General features: G+C 55.6%; 15 protein-coding genes. All 15 read left to right on the top strand.

Annotation, left to right across the window (positions count from 1 at the left end; all coding sequences use genetic code 11):
- Positions 1-860 precede the first annotated feature (860 nt).
- The 15 genes from GVO84_RS13305 to GVO84_RS13235 all read left to right on the top strand — a co-directional run bounded on the left by GVO84_RS13305 (position 861) and on the right by GVO84_RS13235 (position 18,042).
- Positions 861-1,355, top strand: a complete 495-nt coding sequence (locus tag GVO84_RS13305) for a hypothetical protein (protein ID WP_063143853.1) — start codon at positions 861-863, stop codon at positions 1,353-1,355.
- A 23-nt stretch (positions 1,356-1,378) separates the two neighbouring features.
- Positions 1,379-1,882, top strand: a complete 504-nt coding sequence (tssJ, locus tag GVO84_RS13300) for a type VI secretion system lipoprotein TssJ (protein ID WP_047652274.1) — start codon at positions 1,379-1,381, stop codon at positions 1,880-1,882.
- 28 nt (positions 1,883-1,910) lie between these two features.
- Positions 1,911-3,254: a type VI secretion system baseplate subunit TssK gene (tssK, locus tag GVO84_RS13295; protein WP_024909829.1), complete on the top strand. Its 1,344-nt coding sequence runs from the start codon at positions 1,911-1,913 to the stop codon at positions 3,252-3,254.
- Between the two features lie 17 nt (positions 3,255-3,271).
- Positions 3,272-4,510: a DotU family type VI secretion system protein gene (locus tag GVO84_RS13290; protein WP_159514398.1), complete on the top strand. Its 1,239-nt coding sequence runs from the start codon at positions 3,272-3,274 to the stop codon at positions 4,508-4,510.
- Between the two features lie 2 nt (positions 4,511-4,512).
- Positions 4,513-8,133, top strand: coding sequence for a type VI secretion system membrane subunit TssM (gene tssM / locus GVO84_RS13285; RefSeq protein WP_159514397.1), 3,621 nt, complete (start codon positions 4,513-4,515; stop codon positions 8,131-8,133).
- 16 nt (positions 8,134-8,149) lie between these two features.
- On the top strand, positions 8,150-8,866 hold the full coding sequence (gene tagF, locus GVO84_RS13280; RefSeq protein ID WP_024909832.1) for a type VI secretion system-associated protein TagF: 717 nt from the start codon (positions 8,150-8,152) through the stop codon (positions 8,864-8,866).
- Between the two features lie 11 nt (positions 8,867-8,877).
- Positions 8,878-9,894, top strand: a complete 1,017-nt coding sequence (gene tssA, locus GVO84_RS13275; RefSeq protein ID WP_121424102.1) for a type VI secretion system protein TssA — start codon at positions 8,878-8,880, stop codon at positions 9,892-9,894.
- Between the two features lie 75 nt (positions 9,895-9,969).
- A complete protein-coding gene (gene tssB / locus GVO84_RS13270) occupies positions 9,970-10,494 on the top strand; it encodes a type VI secretion system contractile sheath small subunit (RefSeq protein ID WP_008502644.1) in 525 nt (174 codons plus the stop codon).
- A gap of 3 nt (positions 10,495-10,497) precedes the next feature.
- On the top strand, positions 10,498-11,997 hold the full coding sequence (gene tssC / locus GVO84_RS13265) for a type VI secretion system contractile sheath large subunit (protein WP_023336028.1): 1,500 nt from the start codon (positions 10,498-10,500) through the stop codon (positions 11,995-11,997).
- 367 nt (positions 11,998-12,364) lie between these two features.
- A complete protein-coding gene (locus GVO84_RS13260) occupies positions 12,365-12,754 on the top strand; it encodes a T6SS amidase immunity protein Tai4 family protein (RefSeq protein ID WP_159515645.1) in 390 nt (129 codons plus the stop codon).
- A gap of 180 nt (positions 12,755-12,934) precedes the next feature.
- On the top strand, positions 12,935-13,417 hold the full coding sequence (locus tag GVO84_RS13255; protein WP_063143858.1) for an Hcp family type VI secretion system effector: 483 nt from the start codon (positions 12,935-12,937) through the stop codon (positions 13,415-13,417).
- 581 nt (positions 13,418-13,998) lie between these two features.
- Positions 13,999-14,988, top strand: a complete 990-nt coding sequence (locus GVO84_RS13250; protein ID WP_159514396.1) for a hypothetical protein — start codon at positions 13,999-14,001, stop codon at positions 14,986-14,988.
- On the top strand, positions 14,982-15,398 hold the full coding sequence (locus GVO84_RS13245; RefSeq protein ID WP_159514395.1) for a hypothetical protein: 417 nt from the start codon (positions 14,982-14,984) through the stop codon (positions 15,396-15,398). The genes GVO84_RS13250 and GVO84_RS13245 overlap by 7 nt, the downstream gene beginning before the upstream one ends.
- 86 nt (positions 15,399-15,484) lie before the next feature.
- Entirely contained in the window at positions 15,485-17,248 is a 1,764-nt protein-coding gene (gene tagH, locus GVO84_RS13240) for a type VI secretion system-associated FHA domain protein TagH (RefSeq protein ID WP_159514394.1), read from the top strand.
- Complete coding sequence (locus GVO84_RS13235; RefSeq protein WP_014884226.1) at positions 17,245-18,042, top strand: PP2C family protein-serine/threonine phosphatase; 798 nt, start codon at positions 17,245-17,247, stop codon at positions 18,040-18,042. The genes tagH and GVO84_RS13235 overlap by 4 nt, the downstream gene beginning before the upstream one ends.
- Positions 18,043-18,053 lie beyond the last annotated feature (11 nt).

Genomic DNA, 18,053 nt, shown 5'->3' with positions numbered 1-18,053 from the left:
GGTTTATAGGATCTGACTCGTAAATATTTAAAGAAATTATAACGAATTTTTATCATTTTAATAATAAATATTATCTATCGCCCGGTAGGCGAGATAGATGGCGGAGAGTGAGGAAGGATGTAGCACCGATAAAACTTCGAATGAAGCCTGTGAACGGTAGAAATAGACAATGCTCGCGGCTGGCGGGGAATTGCGTGCATTTTTTGGTTGCGACAATGACGGGAAGGTTAACTCAGGCTTAATGATTAATGGATATAATTTATGCCTGACAGGGTAATTATCACATCGCGAAATATAAAGTTATTTTGAGCCGTGAAATTAACGTGGCGCGGCATAAGCGATACAGAACCATTCTGAGCGTAAATTACGATCAATATTAAAGATACCCTGTTAGTGCAACAAATAATTCATCGTCAATATATTCTGCTGACATCACCAATACGCCAGTTCTACTAATTATGGTAGTGGCGATAATAGCGGTATTGCGTTAATGAAAGTGGTTCTCCTTTGTCTTTTTTCTTTGTAAAACATCTGGTTGCGTAGTCTTGCGATGAAGTAATAACGTCATTTAGGCTATGTAGGATTTTTTATTAGGATTAATCCTATAATCTACCAGCTGCTTCATTTACCAACAGTTACGTAACGGTAAATATTGAATTGATGCAAAGCTCATGTAAACTTGTTTACCGTTTGTCAAAATATGTCAGGAAGACGCTGGGCCTTATTCTGAAGGGCTCGTGCGGTAGCTATGCCCTTAAAATAGTAACGCCCCGAAAATATCCTGGCTATTTTAACAATAGCACTTAAGTCAAACTTCACTCCCTTATCTTCATCATCGAAATATCGCTACGGAAAAGCATATGAAAATGCGCGTACTGTTTTCACTTCTGTTTGTAATGGCGGTGGCGGGCTGTAAAGCGCCGCAGAAACCTGTGATCAACGACGATACGATCGAGACCAGCCAGGTCAACGGCGTAACCTTAACCCACCGTCACGCCGTAACGCCGCCAGCGGAATTCACGCCGGTTAACGAGCCGTATCGTGCCATGTATCCGGCCTCCCTGATGAGCCGTCCTGACTTCGGCGGTAAAGTTATCCGCAATCTTGAGACCGGAAAAACGTACGTGGTGCTGGGGCAGGTTGAACACTACTGGATGGCGCTTGCCGATGAAGGTAACGATCAGCTGATTGGTTACGTCCCGATGCGCGCCGTGATCAAGGCCGACCAGTACGATGCCGCCGTGCGTAAACAGGCCATTCGTCCGAAGGCGCGTAAAAAAGCGACCTGTGTCGATGTCGATGGCAACAGCAAAGCCTGCAAAGACAGCGCTAACGGTACCTGGATCCTGAACTAAACGGCTTTCATGAGCGCATTTTTATGAATAATAAAAATTTTCATAAGCTGTGGTTATTCTTTTACGCGGTGATTTTCGCCCTGGTCAGTGGTTGTACGTCGTCTTCACACAGCGACCCCTCCCGCTACAATCTGCAGTTTCAGGCTCATCCACAAATCAATGAATCTGCGCCGCTTAAGGTCCGGGTGCTGCTGCTGAAATCCGATGCGGATTTCATGTCCAGCGACTTCTACTCCCTGCAGAACAACGCGTCAGCCACGCTTGGCGCGAATCTGCTGAACAGCGACGTGTTCTTCCTGATGCCGGGACAGCTGTCCAAAACCCTCAGCGGGCAAAGCTCTCCGGAGGCCCGTTACATCGGCGTGATGGCGGAGTATCAGGTGCTGGATGGCAAAAAATGGCGCGTTTCACTCCCTCTGCCTGTGCCTGGCGAAAATCATATCTACCAGTTCTGGAAATGGTCCGCTGATGAACTTCAGGCCAACGTTTTTCTCGACGTGAACGGCATTCGGGTCATCAGCCAGTAACGCGCTTCAAAACAGGAAACACATCATCATGACGAAAGCAGAAAAGGTCGTCTGGACCGAAGGCATGTTCCTGCGTCCACACCATTTTCAGCGGACTGAAAGTTATCTGCTCAACCATGTTCGTGAATGGGGTGCGCTACAGCGGTCATATCTCTGGGGCTTTCTTGACGTTGAACTGGATGAAGCGATGCTTCGTCAGGGATGCATTGCCCTGAGCTACTGCAGCGGCCTGCTGCCGGACGGCACCTTTTTCCAGGTGCGTAACGGGCGCAACGGCCCTGCGCCGCTGAAAATTCCTGACAATCTCACCAACGAAAAGGTGGTGCTCGCGCTGCCGGTTCGTCGTGGCGAGAGAGAAGAGGTGATTTTTAGCGAAGAGCCGGCCTCGCTGGCGCGCTTCATCGCTTTCGAGCAAGAGGTGGAAGACGACAACGCCATGTCGGTGGGGGATGCCACCGTCCAGTTTGGTCGTCTGCGTCTGACCCTGATGCTGGAAAAAGACCTCACGGCAGAATGGACCGCCATCGGCGTGGCGTTTGTGACAGAGAAACGTAACGACAATCACGTGCGGCTCGACAACAGCTACATCCCGCCGATGCTCAACGCCAACAACAGCCCGCAGATCTACAGCATGATCAACGATCTGCACGGTCTGCTGGTGCAGCGCAGCCAGCAGATTGGCGGTCGTTTACGCCAGCCCGGCCGCTTTAATACCTCCGAACTGATTGAGTTCACGCTGCTGTCGCTGGTTAACCGTCATCTGGGCGAGGTTTCACATTTAAAAACCCTCCCGCTGCTGCATCCGGAAACGCTCTGGCGCAGCTGGCTGCCGTTTGCGACCGAGCTCGCCACCTGGACGTCCCAGCGTACCGCCGAAAGCGTGCTGCCGATTTACGATCATGACGATCTGGCAAACTGCTTCAGCAAGCTGATGCTGATGCTGCGTCAGGGGCTGTCGCTGGTGATGGAAGACCACGCGATCCAGCTGCCGCTTAACGAACGCTCCCACGGCCTGAACATCGCCACGGTGCCTGAAACCAGCATGGTGCGTGAGTTCGGCTTCGTGCTGGCGGTTAAAGCCAACGTGCCAGGCGAACACCTGCAAACCCATTTCCCGGCGCAGATGAAGGTCGCGCCGGTCTCGAAAATCCGCGATCTGGTTCAGCTTCAGCTGCCGGGCATTATGCTGCGCGCCATGCCGGTCGCGCCGCCGCAGATCCCGTGGCATGCAGGCTACAGCTACTTTGAACTGGAGAAGGGAAGCGAGCTGTGGCACGAGATGGATAAGTCCGGCGCATTCGCCCTGCATCTTGCAGGGGAATTCCCGGGGCTGGATATGGAGTTTTGGGCCATCCGTAGCCCGACAGAATAATAAAGCGAGCGCTTAATATGCAGGAACGACAGGACACCGGCAGTGATGCCGCGTTTACCGGAGCCAGTAGCAACAATCAGCTGGTGGCGGCCGCCAATCCGCTGCTCAATGCGATTCCGCAGATCCGTCATTCGGTCTCCCATGACGATCAGGTGGCGTTACGCCAGCGTCTGATCGATGAGATTCGCCGTTTCGAAGTCCGCTGCCAGCAGGCGGGGCTGCCCTACGAAGTGATCGTTGGGGCACGTTACTGCCTGTGTACGGCGCTCGATGAGGCCGCCGCGCTCACCCCCTGGGGCAGCAGCGGCGTCTGGTCAAGCAACGGTCTGCTGGTGACGTTCCACAACGAAACCTGGGGCGGCGAGAAGTTCTTCCAGCTGCTGGCGCGCCTGTCTCAGAACCCGCGCGAGCATATTCTGCTGCTGGAGATGATCAACTACTGCCTGCTGCTTGGCTTCGAAGGACGCTATCGGGTGCTGGATAATGGCCGCACCCAGCTTGAAACCATCAAGCAGCGCCTGTGGCAGATGATCCGCGGCGTGCGCGGCAGCTATCCGCCGCCGCTTTCTCCCCATCCGGAAGATCGTCCGGTGCTGCGCAAGCTCTGGCGGCCGATGGTTCCCCTGTGGGCCTGCGTGGCGCTGGCCGGGTTTATCGCCTGCCTGTTTTATATCGTGCTTAACTGGTGGCTTGGCGATAACACCAACCCGGTGCTGGCGAAGATTTATCAGTCCCAGCTGCCGGAAACCACTATTCAGCAACCGGCCCGTCAGCTACCGGCGGTGCTGAACCTGCGCGGCTTCCTGAAGCCTGAAATCGAGGCTGGCCTGGTCGCGGTGAAAGACGAAGCGGACCGCAGCGTCGTTATCCTGAAGGGCGACGGGCTGTTTGCCTCTGCCTCTACCGTCGTGCGTGACCGCTATGAGCCGGTCATCAACCGCATCGCGCAGGCGATGAATAACGTCAGCGGCAAAATTCTGGTGGTGGGCTACAGCGACAACGTGCCGATCCGTAGCGCGCGCTTTGCCTCTAACTATGAACTCTCTCTGGAACGCGCCCGCTCGGTACAGAAAATGCTGCAGGGAAACCTCTCTCAGCCTGGCCGCGTGAAAGCGGAAGGGCGGGGCGAGATCAACCCGGTGGCGCCGAACACGACGCCTGAAAATCGCGCCCGTAACCGCCGTGTGGAAATTACTCTGCTGGTGTCGCCTGAAAACACTCAGGCTGAGCTGAACGGATTGCCGCAAGGAAACTAAGGATGCTGACTACACTTCTTTCCATTTTGACTAACCGCATTCTGTGGAGCTTCCTCGGCGTAACGGCGCTTGCGGCGGTGATCTGGATGATTGGTCCCCTGTTGTCCATCGTGGACACCCGCCCGCTTGAGTCTGAACAGAACCGTATTATCAGCATTGCCGTGGTCTATCTGCTCTGGGCGCAGGGCCACATTCTGCCGCGCCTGTACAATGCCTGGCTGAACCGCAAGCTGATGGACAAGCTCAAAGAGAATACCGCCAGCCCGGAAGCCGCGGATCCGCAGAAGCGACTGAACAGCGAGGAGCAGATCCTCGCCAGCCGCTTTGATGAAGCCGCGCAGATGCTGAAAAAAGCGCACTTCAGCAAGGCGGGCCAGGGCGCCCAGTGGACACAGCGCTTCAGCACGCAATATCTCTATCAGCTGCCGTGGTACGTCATTATCGGCGCGCCGGGCTCCGGTAAAACCACGGCGCTGGTCAACTCCGGGCTGCAGTTCCCGCTGGCCGACCGTTTCGGTAAGACCGCGCTGCGGGGCATTGGCGGCACGCGTAACTGCGACTGGTGGTTCACCAATGAGGCGGTGCTGCTGGACACGGCGGGCCGCTATACCACCCAGGAAAGCGAGCAGGTGCAGGACGCCGGCGAATGGCTGGAGTTCATGGGGTTACTGCGTAAGTATCGCCGCCGCCAGCCGATCAACGGCGTCATCATCACCATCAGCATTTCTGACCTGCTCACCCAGTCCGCCGAGGCGTCCCGCCAGCAGGCGGTGAACCTGCGTCAGCGTCTGTCCGAGCTGCATGAACAGCTGGGTATCCGCTTCCCGGTGTACGTGATGGTGACCAAGGCCGACCTGCTTAAAGGCTTCCGCGCCTGGTTTGCCGACTACGACAAAGCGCAGCGCGACCAGATCTGGGGCTTTACCCTGCCGTGGGAGCAAACCAAACACGCCGATTACGACCTGATGGGCAACTTCCAGCAGGAGTTTTCTCTGCTCCAGCAGCGCCTCGATGCCGGGCTGCCGGAAACCATGCTGAAAGAGCATGACGCGAAAACCCGCGCAGAAGCGTATCTCTTCCCGCAGGAGTTCGCCGCGCTGCGTCCGCTGCTGGCGGACTACCTGAGCACGGTCTTTGCCCGCTCCAACTTCGAAACCGAGTTCTCTCCGCGCGGGATCTACTTCGCCAGCGGGACTCAGGAAGGCATGCCGTTCGACCGCGTGATGGGCGAACTGAACCGCGCGCTGTCGCTGCCGGAAGGGGGGGAGGCGGATAACTGGGATTCGGTCAGCAAAGAAGCGCCTATCCCGGGTGCTAAAGGTCAGAGTTTCTTCATTAAGAACCTGCTGCAAAACGTCATCTTCCAGGAAGCCGGGATCGCGGGCGAAAACCGCTGGTGGGAGCTGCGCAACCGGGCGGTGATCTGGTCCGGCTACGCGGCGCTGCTGGCCCTGCTGGCGATCCTCGGCGGTCTGTGGCTGACCAGCTATGCCAAAAACAAAACCTATCTGGCGGAGGTGGATGCGAAGGTGCCGCTGCTGGACCAGCAGAGCAAGGCGTTACAGAACCAGCCGCAGCGTGACCTGTTCGATCTGCTGCCGCTGCTGAATGGTCTGGTCGACCTGCCGAAAAGCGACGCGTTTGATGTCAACGATCCGCCAGTTTCCCGCCGTATGGGGCTCTATCGCGGGGATGACGTCAGCGATGCCGCGCAGTCTCTGTACCAGAAAGCGCTGGATCAGATGCTGTTGCCTGCCGTCGCCATGCATATCACTACCTGGCTTCGCAACGACAACGGCAGCGATGTGGAATACAGCTATGAAGCGCTGAAAGCCTATCAGATGCTGTATCAGCCGAAGCACTATGACGGCAAATTCCTGCATTCGTGGGTGATGCTCAATCTGCAGCGGAATCTGCCGCAGAACGTCACGAAGGCGCAGCTGCAGCAGCTTGAATGGCACCTGACGCAGCTGCTGGAACCGAAAATTCAGGCCTCGCCGTACGCGCAGGATGAATCTCTGGTTGCCCGCGAAAGAGCGATGATCAACCAGCAGCCGCTCTCCACGCGCGTTTACGGTCGTCTCAAACGCCTGCTGGAACATGATGACAACCTGAAGCCGGTCTCCCTTTCCGACCTTGGCGGACCGCAGAGCGAGCTGGTGTTTTCACGCAAAAGCGGCAAGCCGGTGAGCGAAGGCGTACCGGGTCTGTATACGCCGGACGGCTACTGGAAAAGCTTTAACGGCCAGATTGACAGCGTAACCACCGCCCTGCACGAGGACGACGCCTGGGTGCTGGGGGCCGCCACGGCGCAGGAGGATAAACAGCAGATCGATAACGCCGTGCGCCAGCTCTACATGCGCGACTTTATCGCTAACTGGGATCGCTTTCTCGCCGACATTCAGCTCAATAACAGCGCCGATCTTTCCCAGCGCATCAACACCGCGCGCCTGCTCTCCGGCGCAAACTCGCCGCTGCGCCGTCTGGTGCAGAACCTGAGCCAGGTCCTGACGCTGTCACGCAATGCGCCAGCGCCCGAAGATGCGGGTAAAGCGCAGGCGCAGAGCAACCGCGCCACCCGCACGCTGGAAGCCCTGTTCAGCAACAATGATGCTGCGCCGACCCAGGCCGCCGTGGTCACCCAGGCGCCGGAACAGCTGGTGACCGACCACTATGCGCCGATGATTGAGCTGGCGCAGCCGCTGGAGAAGGGCGGGAAAACCATCGTGTTTGATGATTTTCTCAAGCAGGTGGATGAGCTCTATCGCTACCTGACCGCCGTTCAGGACGCGGCCAACAGCGGTATGCCGGCACCGGGCGGCGAGGCGATCAGCCGTCTGCAGGCCAGCGCCGGTCGCCTGCCGGGCGGTCTGCAAACCATGTTCAGCAATATGGCGGTGGGCGCCAGCAGCGATACCCAGCGCCGTGACCTGGAAAACGTGCGTAAGCGGATTAACGTTGAGGTGGGTGGATTCTGCCGTCAGGCGATTGCCGGTCGCTACCCGCTGGTGCGCAGCGCCAGCACCGAGGTTACCCCTGACGATCTCGCGCGCATGTTTGCGCCGGGAACCGGGCTGATGGACGCTTTCTTCCGCGACAATCTGACCAATAAAGTGGACACCACGCAGGCAAACTGGCGCTTTATGCCGGGCATCGACGGTAAAACGCTGCCGGGAAGCGAAGGGCTGCTGAGACCGTTCCAGCAGGCCCAGTCGATTCGCGACGCCTTCTTTGCTAATGGCGCCACGACGCCGTCCTTCAAGGTGACGGTTCGCACTGTGCGAATGGATAACTCCATTCTGAACCTGACGCTGGACGTTGACGGCCAGCTGCTGCGCTACAGCCACGGGCCGCAGGCCGTGCAGATCATGAACTGGCCGGGGCCGGGCGGCACCAACCAGGTACGCATGCAGCTGGGGCTGGCTAACGGCAGCACGGCGACGCTTGTCACCAACGGCGCCTGGGCGCTCAACCGCTTCTTCGATAAAGCGAGCACCAGCCCGGGCGCGGGTAGCCTGAGCCGTCAGGCCACCTTCAGCGTCGATGGACATCAGGTCACGCTGGAGTTTGCGCCTAACAGCATTCGTAACCCGTTCCAGCTTCCCCGTTTCTCATGCCCATAACCGCAAGGACAGCCGTATGACGAATACCCCTGCGATGAACCGCTACAGCTGGTATGGCAAGTTACCCAGCGCCGGAGATTTTTTGCAGCGTCGCTTTCCTGACACTTTACAGCGCCAGTGGTCACACTGGTTCCAGGTCGGTCTGCTGGCCTGGCAGCAGGAAGAACAGCGCAGCGGCGAGCGCCAGTTCCAGAAAGCGCCAGTCTGGAATTATGTGGTACCGCCTATGCTGGGCAGCCAGATGATCCAGATGGGCTGTCTGCTGCCCGGCCGCGACAGCGTTGGCCGACAGTACCCGGTTTGCCTTCAGCTGAGCTTCGCTCCGTCAGAGTGGTCGACCAGCCTGCTCAGCCAGGCCGAAAGCTGGTACCAGCAGATTGGGCGCCTGGGGCTACACGCGGTGCGCAACAGTTTTTCCGCCTCGCAGCTGGATGAGATGCTGATGACCATTCCGGCGCCGCAGCCCGTCGAGCCGCAAAAGCGTTCCGACATCCTTGATGTAATTGGCTATGACGAGGATGGCCAGAGCACGCTGGGCTGGCCTCAGGCGGCGGAGTGTTTTGATCCGCTCCGTCAGACCAGCTACTGGTGGACCAACCGCTGCGACGGTTACCCGCTCTACACCCACGTGCACAGCGGTAACTTTACCGGGCAGCTTTTCACCCTGCTGTTCGACCCGGCAGGGGGCGCCCGTCCGGGGCGTCACGGTCTCTATCCGCCCATGTTTGAATAAGCAGGGATCTTATGAATATCGAAGAATTTCTCGCGCCAATAAGCCCCGAAAAGCCCTGCGGCGAAAACCTGGAGTACGACGCCGACTTCCAGATCATGAATCAGGCAAGTCTTGGGAAAGCGGAACAGCAGTTTGGCGACACCATTATCCCGGCAGAGCCCGCTGACTGGAACACGGTAGAAAAATTCGCCACCAGCCTGCTGACCCGCACCAAAGATCTTCGCGTACTGCTGGCGTTAACCCATGCCTGGACGCGCCGCCGCGGGCTTGCGGGCTACGCGGACGGATTATTGCTGGTGCAGGAGGCGATCGCCCGTTACTGGGAGACGCTCTATCCGCTGCTGGAAGAGTATGGCGAAACCGATCCGTTCTATCGCATTAACGCCCTGGCAGGGCTGAGCGATAAATCCGACCTCACCGTCGCCGTGCGAAACGCCTCGCTTCTGCGTTCAAACGGCGATGAAATTTCGCTCCGGGATGCTCAGGCCCTGCTGGACGGCAGCAAGACGGAATGTCCGGACTATCCCGGCGGTCGTCCACGGCTGATTGACGAACTGGCCCGCGGCGACCAGCCGGGAACCGCCGCGGTTATCGTCATTAACGAACGTCTACTGGCGATTCGCGAGCTGCTCACCGGGCATCTCGGTGAAAGCGGCGTGCCTGAGATGGAGCAGCTGCTGAAAACCGTCGGACTGGTCGCCAGCGCGTGTCAGGTGACCGACATCAGCAAGCTGCTGCCGAGCCGTGAGGCGCAGGCAGAACCACAGGCCGAGCAGCAGTCGGCGTCAGCGCAGCCCGCTCAGCCGGTCACCGACTGGCGCAGCGTGCAGGTCACCAGCCGCGCCGACGCGCAGCTGATGCTGGAAAAAGCGAAGCAGTATTTTGCGCAGTACGAACCGAGCCACCCCGCACCGCTGATGATTGAACGGGTGCAGCGGCTGTCAGAACTTAACTTTATGGACATTATTCGCGACCTGGCGCCAGACGGCGTTAACCAACTTGAAAACATCTTTGGGCGCCGCGAATAACGCGTCCAGGCATTATGACGACAGGCATGGAGCCTGCCGTTTCACCTTCACCGCGCATCTTTGATGGAGAACATCATGGCAATGAGTAACAGTGGGCAGAAATTCATCGCACGTAACCGTGCCCCCCGCGTGCAGATCGAGTACGACGTAGAGATCTACGGTGCAGAACGTAAGATTCAGCTGCCGTTTGTGATGGGCGTCATGGCCGATCTGGTCGGCAAACCGGTGGAAAATCTGCCGGCCGTCGACGAGCGTAAATTCCTCGAAATCGACATCGACAACTTTGACGAACGCATGAAGGCGCTGAAACCGCGCGTGGCGTTCCAGGTGGATAACACCCTGACCGGCGAAGGCAAGCTCAACGTGGATCTGACCTTCGACAGCATGGACGACTTCCTGCCGGATGCGGTGGCCCGCAAGGTTGAGCCGCTGAACAAGCTGCTGGAAGCACGTACCCAGCTCTCCAACCTGCTGACCTATATGGACGGCAAAAACGGTGCGGAAGAGCTGATCGCTAAAATTCTGCAGGATCCGACGCTGCTCAAATCCCTGAGCCAGTTGCCGAAAAATGACGAAAGCGCGAAAGGTAGCGAGGAATAATCGATGAGCAACCAGACTCAACAACATGAGCAGCAGGCGGGTCAGGCGTTCAGCCAGGATGAGTTCAGCGCGCTGCTGAACAAAGAGTTCCGCCCGAAAACCGATCAGGCCCGTTCAGCCGTAGAAAGCGCGGTCAAAACCCTGGCGCAGCAGGCGCTGGAAAATACCGTCACCTTCTCTAACGACACCTACCGCACCATTCAGAACCTGATTGCCGGTATCGACGAGCAGCTGTCGCAGCAGGTGAACCAGATCATTCACCACGACGAGTTTCAGAAGCTGGAGAGCGCCTGGCGCGGCCTGAGCTACCTGGTGAACAACACTGAAACCGACGAGATGCTGAAGATCCGCTTTATGAGCATCTCCAAGCAGGAGCTGGGCCGCACCCTGAAGCGCTTCAAGGGCGTGGGCTGGGACCAGAGCCCGATCTTCAAGAAAATCTACGAGCAGGAGTACGGTCAGTTCGGCGGCGAGCCGTTTGGCTGCATCGTGGGCGACTACTACTTCGACCACAGCCCGCAGGACGTTGAGCTGCTGGGCGAAATGGCGCGCATCGGCTCTGCGGCGCACTGTCCGTTTATCACCGGTACCGCACCGGGCGTGATGCAGATGGAGTCCTGGCAGGAGCTGGCTAACCCGCGCGACCTGACCAAGATCTTCCAGAACACCGAATACGCCGCCTGGCGTTCACTGCGTGAATCCGAAGATGCCCGCTATCTGGGCCTGGTGATGCCGCGCTTCCTGTCGCGCCTGCCGTACGGCATTCGCACCAACCCGGTCGACAGCTTTGATTTCGAAGAGCAGACCGACGGCGCGAACCACAACAGCTACTCCTGGGCGAACGCCGCGTACGCGATGGCCGCCAACATCAACCGCTCCTTCAAAGAGTACGGCTGGTGCACCTCGATTCGCGGCGTGGAGTCCGGCGGGGCGGTTGAAAACCTGCCGTGCCACACCTTCCCGAGTGATGACGGCGGCGTGGACATGAAGTGCCCGACCGAGATCGCCATCAGCGATCGTCGTGAAGCCGAGCTGGCGAAAAACGGCTTTATGCCGCTGGTTCACCGCAAAAACTCCGACTTTGCCGCCTTCATCGGCGCGCAGTCGCTGCAGAAACCGGCCGAGTACCACGACCCGGATGCCACCGCCAACGCGCGTCTGGCCTCTCGTCTGCCGTACCTGTTCGCCTGCTGCCGCTTTGCCCACTACCTGAAGTGCATCGTGCGCGACAAAATCGGCTCCTTCCGCGAGCGCGAAGAGATGGAGCGCTGGCTGAACGACTGGGTAATGAACTACGTGGACGGTGACCCGGCGAACTCTTCTCAGGAGACCAAGTCCCGCAAACCGCTGGCGGCTGCGGAAGTGCAGGTGCAGGAAATTGAAGACAACCCGGGCTACTACGCCGCGAAGTTCTTCCTGCGTCCGCACTACCAGCTGGAAGGTCTGACCGTTTCCCTGCGTCTGGTTTCTAAACTGCCGTCGCTGAAGACGAAAGACGCGTAATTAAGGTAGCCGGCCCATTGGGCCGGCAACTTTTCGCTGAATTTGAGATAGCTAATGAATTTGACTGTGAAAGCGTTAATACGAAAATTCATCAGCTATTTAGCCATTTATACGTTACTAATAATTTCATTCATGCTGCTTGTGACGGTATCCGGCTACTATCTATTTATCTTAGACTGGCCGGAAGATGTCCCGCGAATCGCAATGCATGGGTTCTTATGTGCTGGACTTAATTCATTAGCGATAGGCATATACGTTGTCGCAGAGAAATGGAAAGAGAAAATCTAGTATTTTACGTGGGCTGAGGCGCTGCGGGTCCTGGGGCAAAGGATATAAGGTGAAACATTTCTGTTTTTTCCTCGCGTTTATGACTTTTAATGTGTGTGCCGGAAATAACTATCCTGATTTTTATCATCGGCAAACATACCGGCAGGTTTTAAAAGATTTAGTTCTGGCGCGCTGTCTTGCGCAGGTGGCAGATAAAGGAAGCCAGTTTTCTGCTGATGCGGCCCGCAGTGCGAGTGCATTTATTGAGTGGATACCTTTTGATGCCGAAAATGGTACTGATAAAGTGGATGCCCTCATTGGAAAATATAAAAATCAAATTAACGGTTTTCATTCAGAGCGAAAACCCGATGTCAAAGGCGTAACCTTAAACTGTTTACGTCTTTATCATAGCGACGAATTGAACAAACTGGTTCCGCAAGTCATCATTGGCGATCCTGATCGCACCTGGATTCAGGATAACCCGCAGTAGTAAAAGACTTCACATTCTTTCCATTTATTTCGGGAGAATGTAAGACTGTCAAATGACACGGGTCATTTGATGTGAGGCAGAGGTAAAATATGGACGGTTTTATTCAGCCCCATGCTTTCCTGTTTGCCATATAAGTGCTTTTTCGAAAGCAATATTGTTCATCCACGAAGAGTAGATATTATGGCTATTGATATGTTTCTGAAGGTCGAGGGTGTTACGGGCGAATCTAAAGATTCTAACCACACCGGCTGGACTGATATTACCTCCTTCTCCTGGGGCGCTTCCCAGCCGGGTAATATGAGCGTTGGCGGTGGCGGCGGTGCTGGTAAAGTAAACTTTAACGACCTGCACGTTAACGCGCTGATCGACAAATCCACCACCGCTGTCCTGAAACACTGCGCCAGCGGCAAACACCTGACTAAAGTCGAACTGTCCGTCTGTAAAGCTGGCGGCCAGCAGGTGGAATACTCCCGCATCACGCTGGAAGATGTGCTGGTTACCTCTGTTCAGTACACCGGTGCAGACAACGGCGATACCGTTGGTGTGACCTATGCATTCCAGGCTGCGAAAGTGAAACAGCAGTACTGGGAGCAGACCACGTCGGGTGGTAAAGGTGCTGAAAGCAGCGCTGGCTGGAACATCAAAGAGAACAAAGAAGCGTAATTGCGTATATGGCCGGGGAATTTTCCCCGGTCTTTATGATTGGTTCACTATTCGGCGTGTATTTGCGATGGAAAGAGCGTTAACGGTTATACCCATTGTATTATCATGTAGCGCCTGCATATCCCACCCTGCTCAGTTTCAGAGTTTAACTGTTAAGGTGGAAAAAAATGCACCCTGTTTTGGAGTTTCGAATAACACTAGGATCAGTGAGCCTGTGTTAGTTTACGAGCCTTCAATATCCCGACGTGTAGGTAACGAATGGGAAACAATTTTCTCTCCAGGGGCATTTCCTCCCAGCCACATTTTAAAATCTGGAGAGTGTCTGCTCTGGGATAAAGTGGACTGGCAGTCAGGAGAATATGATGTGGTATTAAAGTCGAGAACTCATAATACGGATCTTCGATATGCGGCTCGATTTATTATCAGTGTAAATGCTAAAGGCGAGTTATCGCTAGCTAAAACAGAATAGGTGAGTTTTCAAACGTTGCCGATTTTTAAGAAAGTGTCAACGTTTGGATACTAGTTCAACTCCATTTTATTTGAATGTGAGTGCTTATTTGTGAAAAGCAAAGGGAATGAATATGGCTAGTCAATCATTAGTTAATCCGGGATACTGTATTGTTCAGCAGCCCGGAACCCTGGATTTCCAGGCAAGACTTTTATTCAACAATCCAAATAGCGATACTGCTCGTTATTTCATGCAAGTTAATAGCGATGCACAGTGGTCAAAACCTGGACAGATGTTGATTCTTGATGCACCGGGAAGTAATAATTCTGTGCAACTTAAGCAATTACAAATTGCAAAAAAGAAAGTTAATGGTGCTCTGGCCGATCTTAACTCTGGAGAGGCGAATTTCTTTAATCAACATTTTAGCACAATAGCCGCAGTTACTAATTTTATGGATAAGTCCCTTGGTGTCGTTGCTGATGCAGGCGAAAAATATTTCAGCGACATAGAAAAAAAACTTAAATCCATTGAGCTGGCTTACCAGAATCAGTACAGGACACAAGGAACATTAATAAGCCAGCAATTTTTTGTTGAGCGTCAGCGCCTCTTTTCTGAGTTAGATGGCTTATTAAATAAATTGTCTAGGTTGACGTTGAAGATGAAACCCTATGACGAATTGAAGCATGCATTAGGGTTGTCAAGCAGATCCATTGTACATGAATGGAGTACAGCCGGAGTCGCTTCTATTCGTGGTTATTCAACTTATATCGATAATGCCTCTAAGGCCGCTCGTTTTCTTAAAGCGGGAGGGTGGCTTGCAATAGGTTTTGCAGGTGCAAATACCACTAATGAAGTCTACAATGCCTGCACCGCGGGACGAGAGCAGAGTTGCTCTAAAGTTGCTGTGAAAAAATACAGCAGTTTTGGTGCAAGCCTGGCAGGGGGGATTTACGGTGGTAAATACGGAGCCATGGCAGGTGCTGGTGTATGCGTTGCACTTGGTGTTGCGACGGGGGGCGTAGGACTGCTCGCCTGCTCCATTGTCGGGGCTGCAGCAGGTGGATACGTTGGTGGCGAGGTAGCGGGCGGAGCGACTGAGTATATGATGGATAAAATATGGTGAATATAGAGAATTTACTCTTATTTCTTATCGTGGTTTTATTGCTGATTGTTGTAATTATGGATCTGCTCAGTTCTCGTTACTTCAAAAAGCACGAGGCTGATTATAATCAGTTACTTTCAGACTATCGGCGCAAAGGATATGATCTGGATCTTGTAACCGACTACGCTTCTTTTTTTGGTTCACTGGCTAATTATCAAAAAATAATCTGGTTCGTTCGCCTTTATAAAGGCGTTAAAATGAAATTTACTCGTGAAAGGCTTGTTCAGGAAGAAGCTTATAACTACGTGCAGTCGTTACCTGAAGAAAGAATTGGTTGGATACTAAAGTTACATCGTCGTTATAAATTACAGGCGTTAATATTCACTCTATGGCTCATTGTTGGATTATATTTTATCACCTTCATTAAATAATTTTAATATTCACTTTCTCAAACGCCGCCGTTTTCGCCCCGAGAGCGGCAGCGTTTGAGCGCTAATCATACCAGCAGGAATACGCCATGCGATTCACGATTATTTCTACGAAACCCGGTCATCAGCCGCCGCAAAGCAGCTGTGATTTTTACGCCCCGGGCGGCACCATTGGGCGCGGTACGGATAACAATCTGGTATTGCCGGATAATGACCGCACCATCTCTCGTCTGCAGGCCATTGTTCACGTGGACGCTCAGGGCGAATGCCGCGTGACCAACCGTGGCAGCGTCACCCGCGTGGTATTAAATGATATTCCGCTGGAGCGAGGGCGTCAGGTTGAACTGCAGGATGGCGACATTCTCGGTATTGATGACTACCGTATTGAAGTCACCGAACTGATCCACGATACCCAGCCCGTGAGCCGAATGGCGGCCAGCATGCATCAGCAGGCGCGTCCGACAGCTGCACCTGCGCCCGCTCCACAACCGAAACCGGCGAGTGCCGCACCGCGCGGGAAGGCCGAACCGACCGCCGTGCCAACGGAGATCTGGGATAGCCTGATGCAGGAGTTCTCCATCTCCGACAGCATCTCCAGTAACCGTACAAAACCGCAGCCTGCTGCATCGCACGATCCGTTCTCCCAGCCTGCGGCCCCGGAGCGTAACGCCGAAGATCCGCTGGCGATGTTCAACGACAGCGATCCAAAGCTCGAGCGTAAGAATATTGACCCGGACACGCTGTTCAGCGACGAAGCGTTGTTCAAAAAAGAGAGTATTTTTGACGACGTCACCCCGTCAACGCTAGTGCCGCCGGGCGAGAATAGCCCCGTTAAGCCAGAAGAGGAGGCGACGGATGAGCTCGATCCGCTGGCCCTGTTTGGCGGTAAGGCCAGCGCGCCAGCCGCGCGTAATGACGACCCGCTTGGGCTGATGGGCGGCGCGCCATTAACCCATCCGGATGACATTGTTGACGAAAAGCCTGCGCCAGTGCCGGAACCTGAGCAGGAAGAGGACGTGCTGGCCGATTCTCCGCTGTTCGCCCCTGAGCCGCAGGAAGAAACGCGTGCTGAAGAAGAGCCCGCGCGACCGGATTACGCAGGGTTCACCATGCCAACGCCACAGGCCGTTGCGCGCAGCAGTGCTCAGACCCCGAAGGGCCGTCTGCGCATCGACCCGGTCAATAACGCCGCCGCCCCAACCGCCACGGCGAACAGCGGTGAGAAGGGCGAAGTGCTGCAGGGCGAGCTGCTGGAGGCGCTGCTGGAAGGGATGGGGCTGAGCGAAATGCAGCCCGTCCCGCAGTTTGACCGTGAAAACATGCGTCAGCTGGGGCAGATCCTCGGTATGTTCTCTCAGGGAACCGTGGCGCTGCTTTCTTCGCGCTCCATTCTCAAGCGCGGCGTGAAAGCCGATATGACCATGGTGCTGGACGATGCCAACAACCCGTTCAAGCTGTTGCCGACTGGCAAAACCGTGCTGATCCAGATGTTCGGCACCCCGATGCCGGGCTTTATGCCGCCGACAAAATCCGTGCGCGACGCGCTGATCGATCTGCAGGCGCACCAGCTGGGCATGATCTCCGGTATTCGCGCCATTATTGCCGCGATGCTGCAGTCCTTTAACCCGGAACAGCTGGAAGAGCAGGCGAAGCAGAACGGCATGACCTCTCGTCTGGCGCTGCCGGGCAGCCGTAAAGCCGCCCTGTGGGACTATTTTGTGCGCAGCTATGGCGAGACGGCTGGCGAGATTGAGGATGACTTCCACACCCTGTTCGGCGAGGCCTTCCTTCATGCGTACGACATGGAGGTAAATCAGTACAAAGACTCACAGAGCGGATCGGAAGACAAATGAATATCGCAACGGCTTCTCTCTCCCGCCAGGGGACGCGCGCCAGCAACCAGGATCAGACGGGAGAAACCATAGGGGAACGTTCAGCCTGCTTTGTCGTCTGCGACGGCATCGCGGGCCTGCCGGGCGGTGAGGTGGCTGCAGAGCTGGCCCGCAACAGCATTATCTCCCGCTTCGATGGCGACAAACATCTTAACGCGCAGCATATCCGCGACTACGTGCAGACGGCGAACCGCACTATCCTCAGCGAACAGCAGGCCGTTCAGGACTATCGCCGGATGGGTACGACGCTGGTCAGCCTGTTCATTGACCGTGATTACGGGCTGGCCTACTGGGCGCACGCCGGGGACAGCCGCCTGTATCTGTTTCGCCGGGGATGGCTGTGGCATGTGACCACCGACCACAGCCTGGTGCAGCAGATGAAAGATGCCGGGCACCAGACCGACAACCTGAACAGCAACCTGCTCTATCTGGCGCTGGGGATTGAAAACGGCGGGCCGGAAGCGAGCTACAGCGACGTGGTGCAGGTTGAAGACGGCGATGCCTTTTTACTGTGCACCGACGGGTTCTGGCACGGCGTCAGCGAAGAGCAAATGAAGCAGTCGCTGCATATGGTCAATACGCCGCAGGAGTGGCTGACCTTAATGAACCAAATCATTCAAAAGAATGGCGAACAGGAGGGGAATGCTCAGGATAACTATACTGCCCTGGCGGTATGGATGGGCAACCCTCAGGACACCACTTTGCTGCACACCCTCTCTGACGCAGCACAATTTCTTCCCTGCGGAACTGATTAGACACACAAGGA

Origin of the sequence: Enterobacter sp. SM3 (assembly GCF_009811935.2) — a bacterium.
In the GTDB taxonomy this organism is placed as follows: domain Bacteria; phylum Pseudomonadota; class Gammaproteobacteria; order Enterobacterales; family Enterobacteriaceae; genus Enterobacter; species Enterobacter asburiae_D.
The sequence above is the reverse complement of the archived record's forward strand: the minus strand, read 5'-3'. Positions and strand labels throughout refer to the sequence as shown.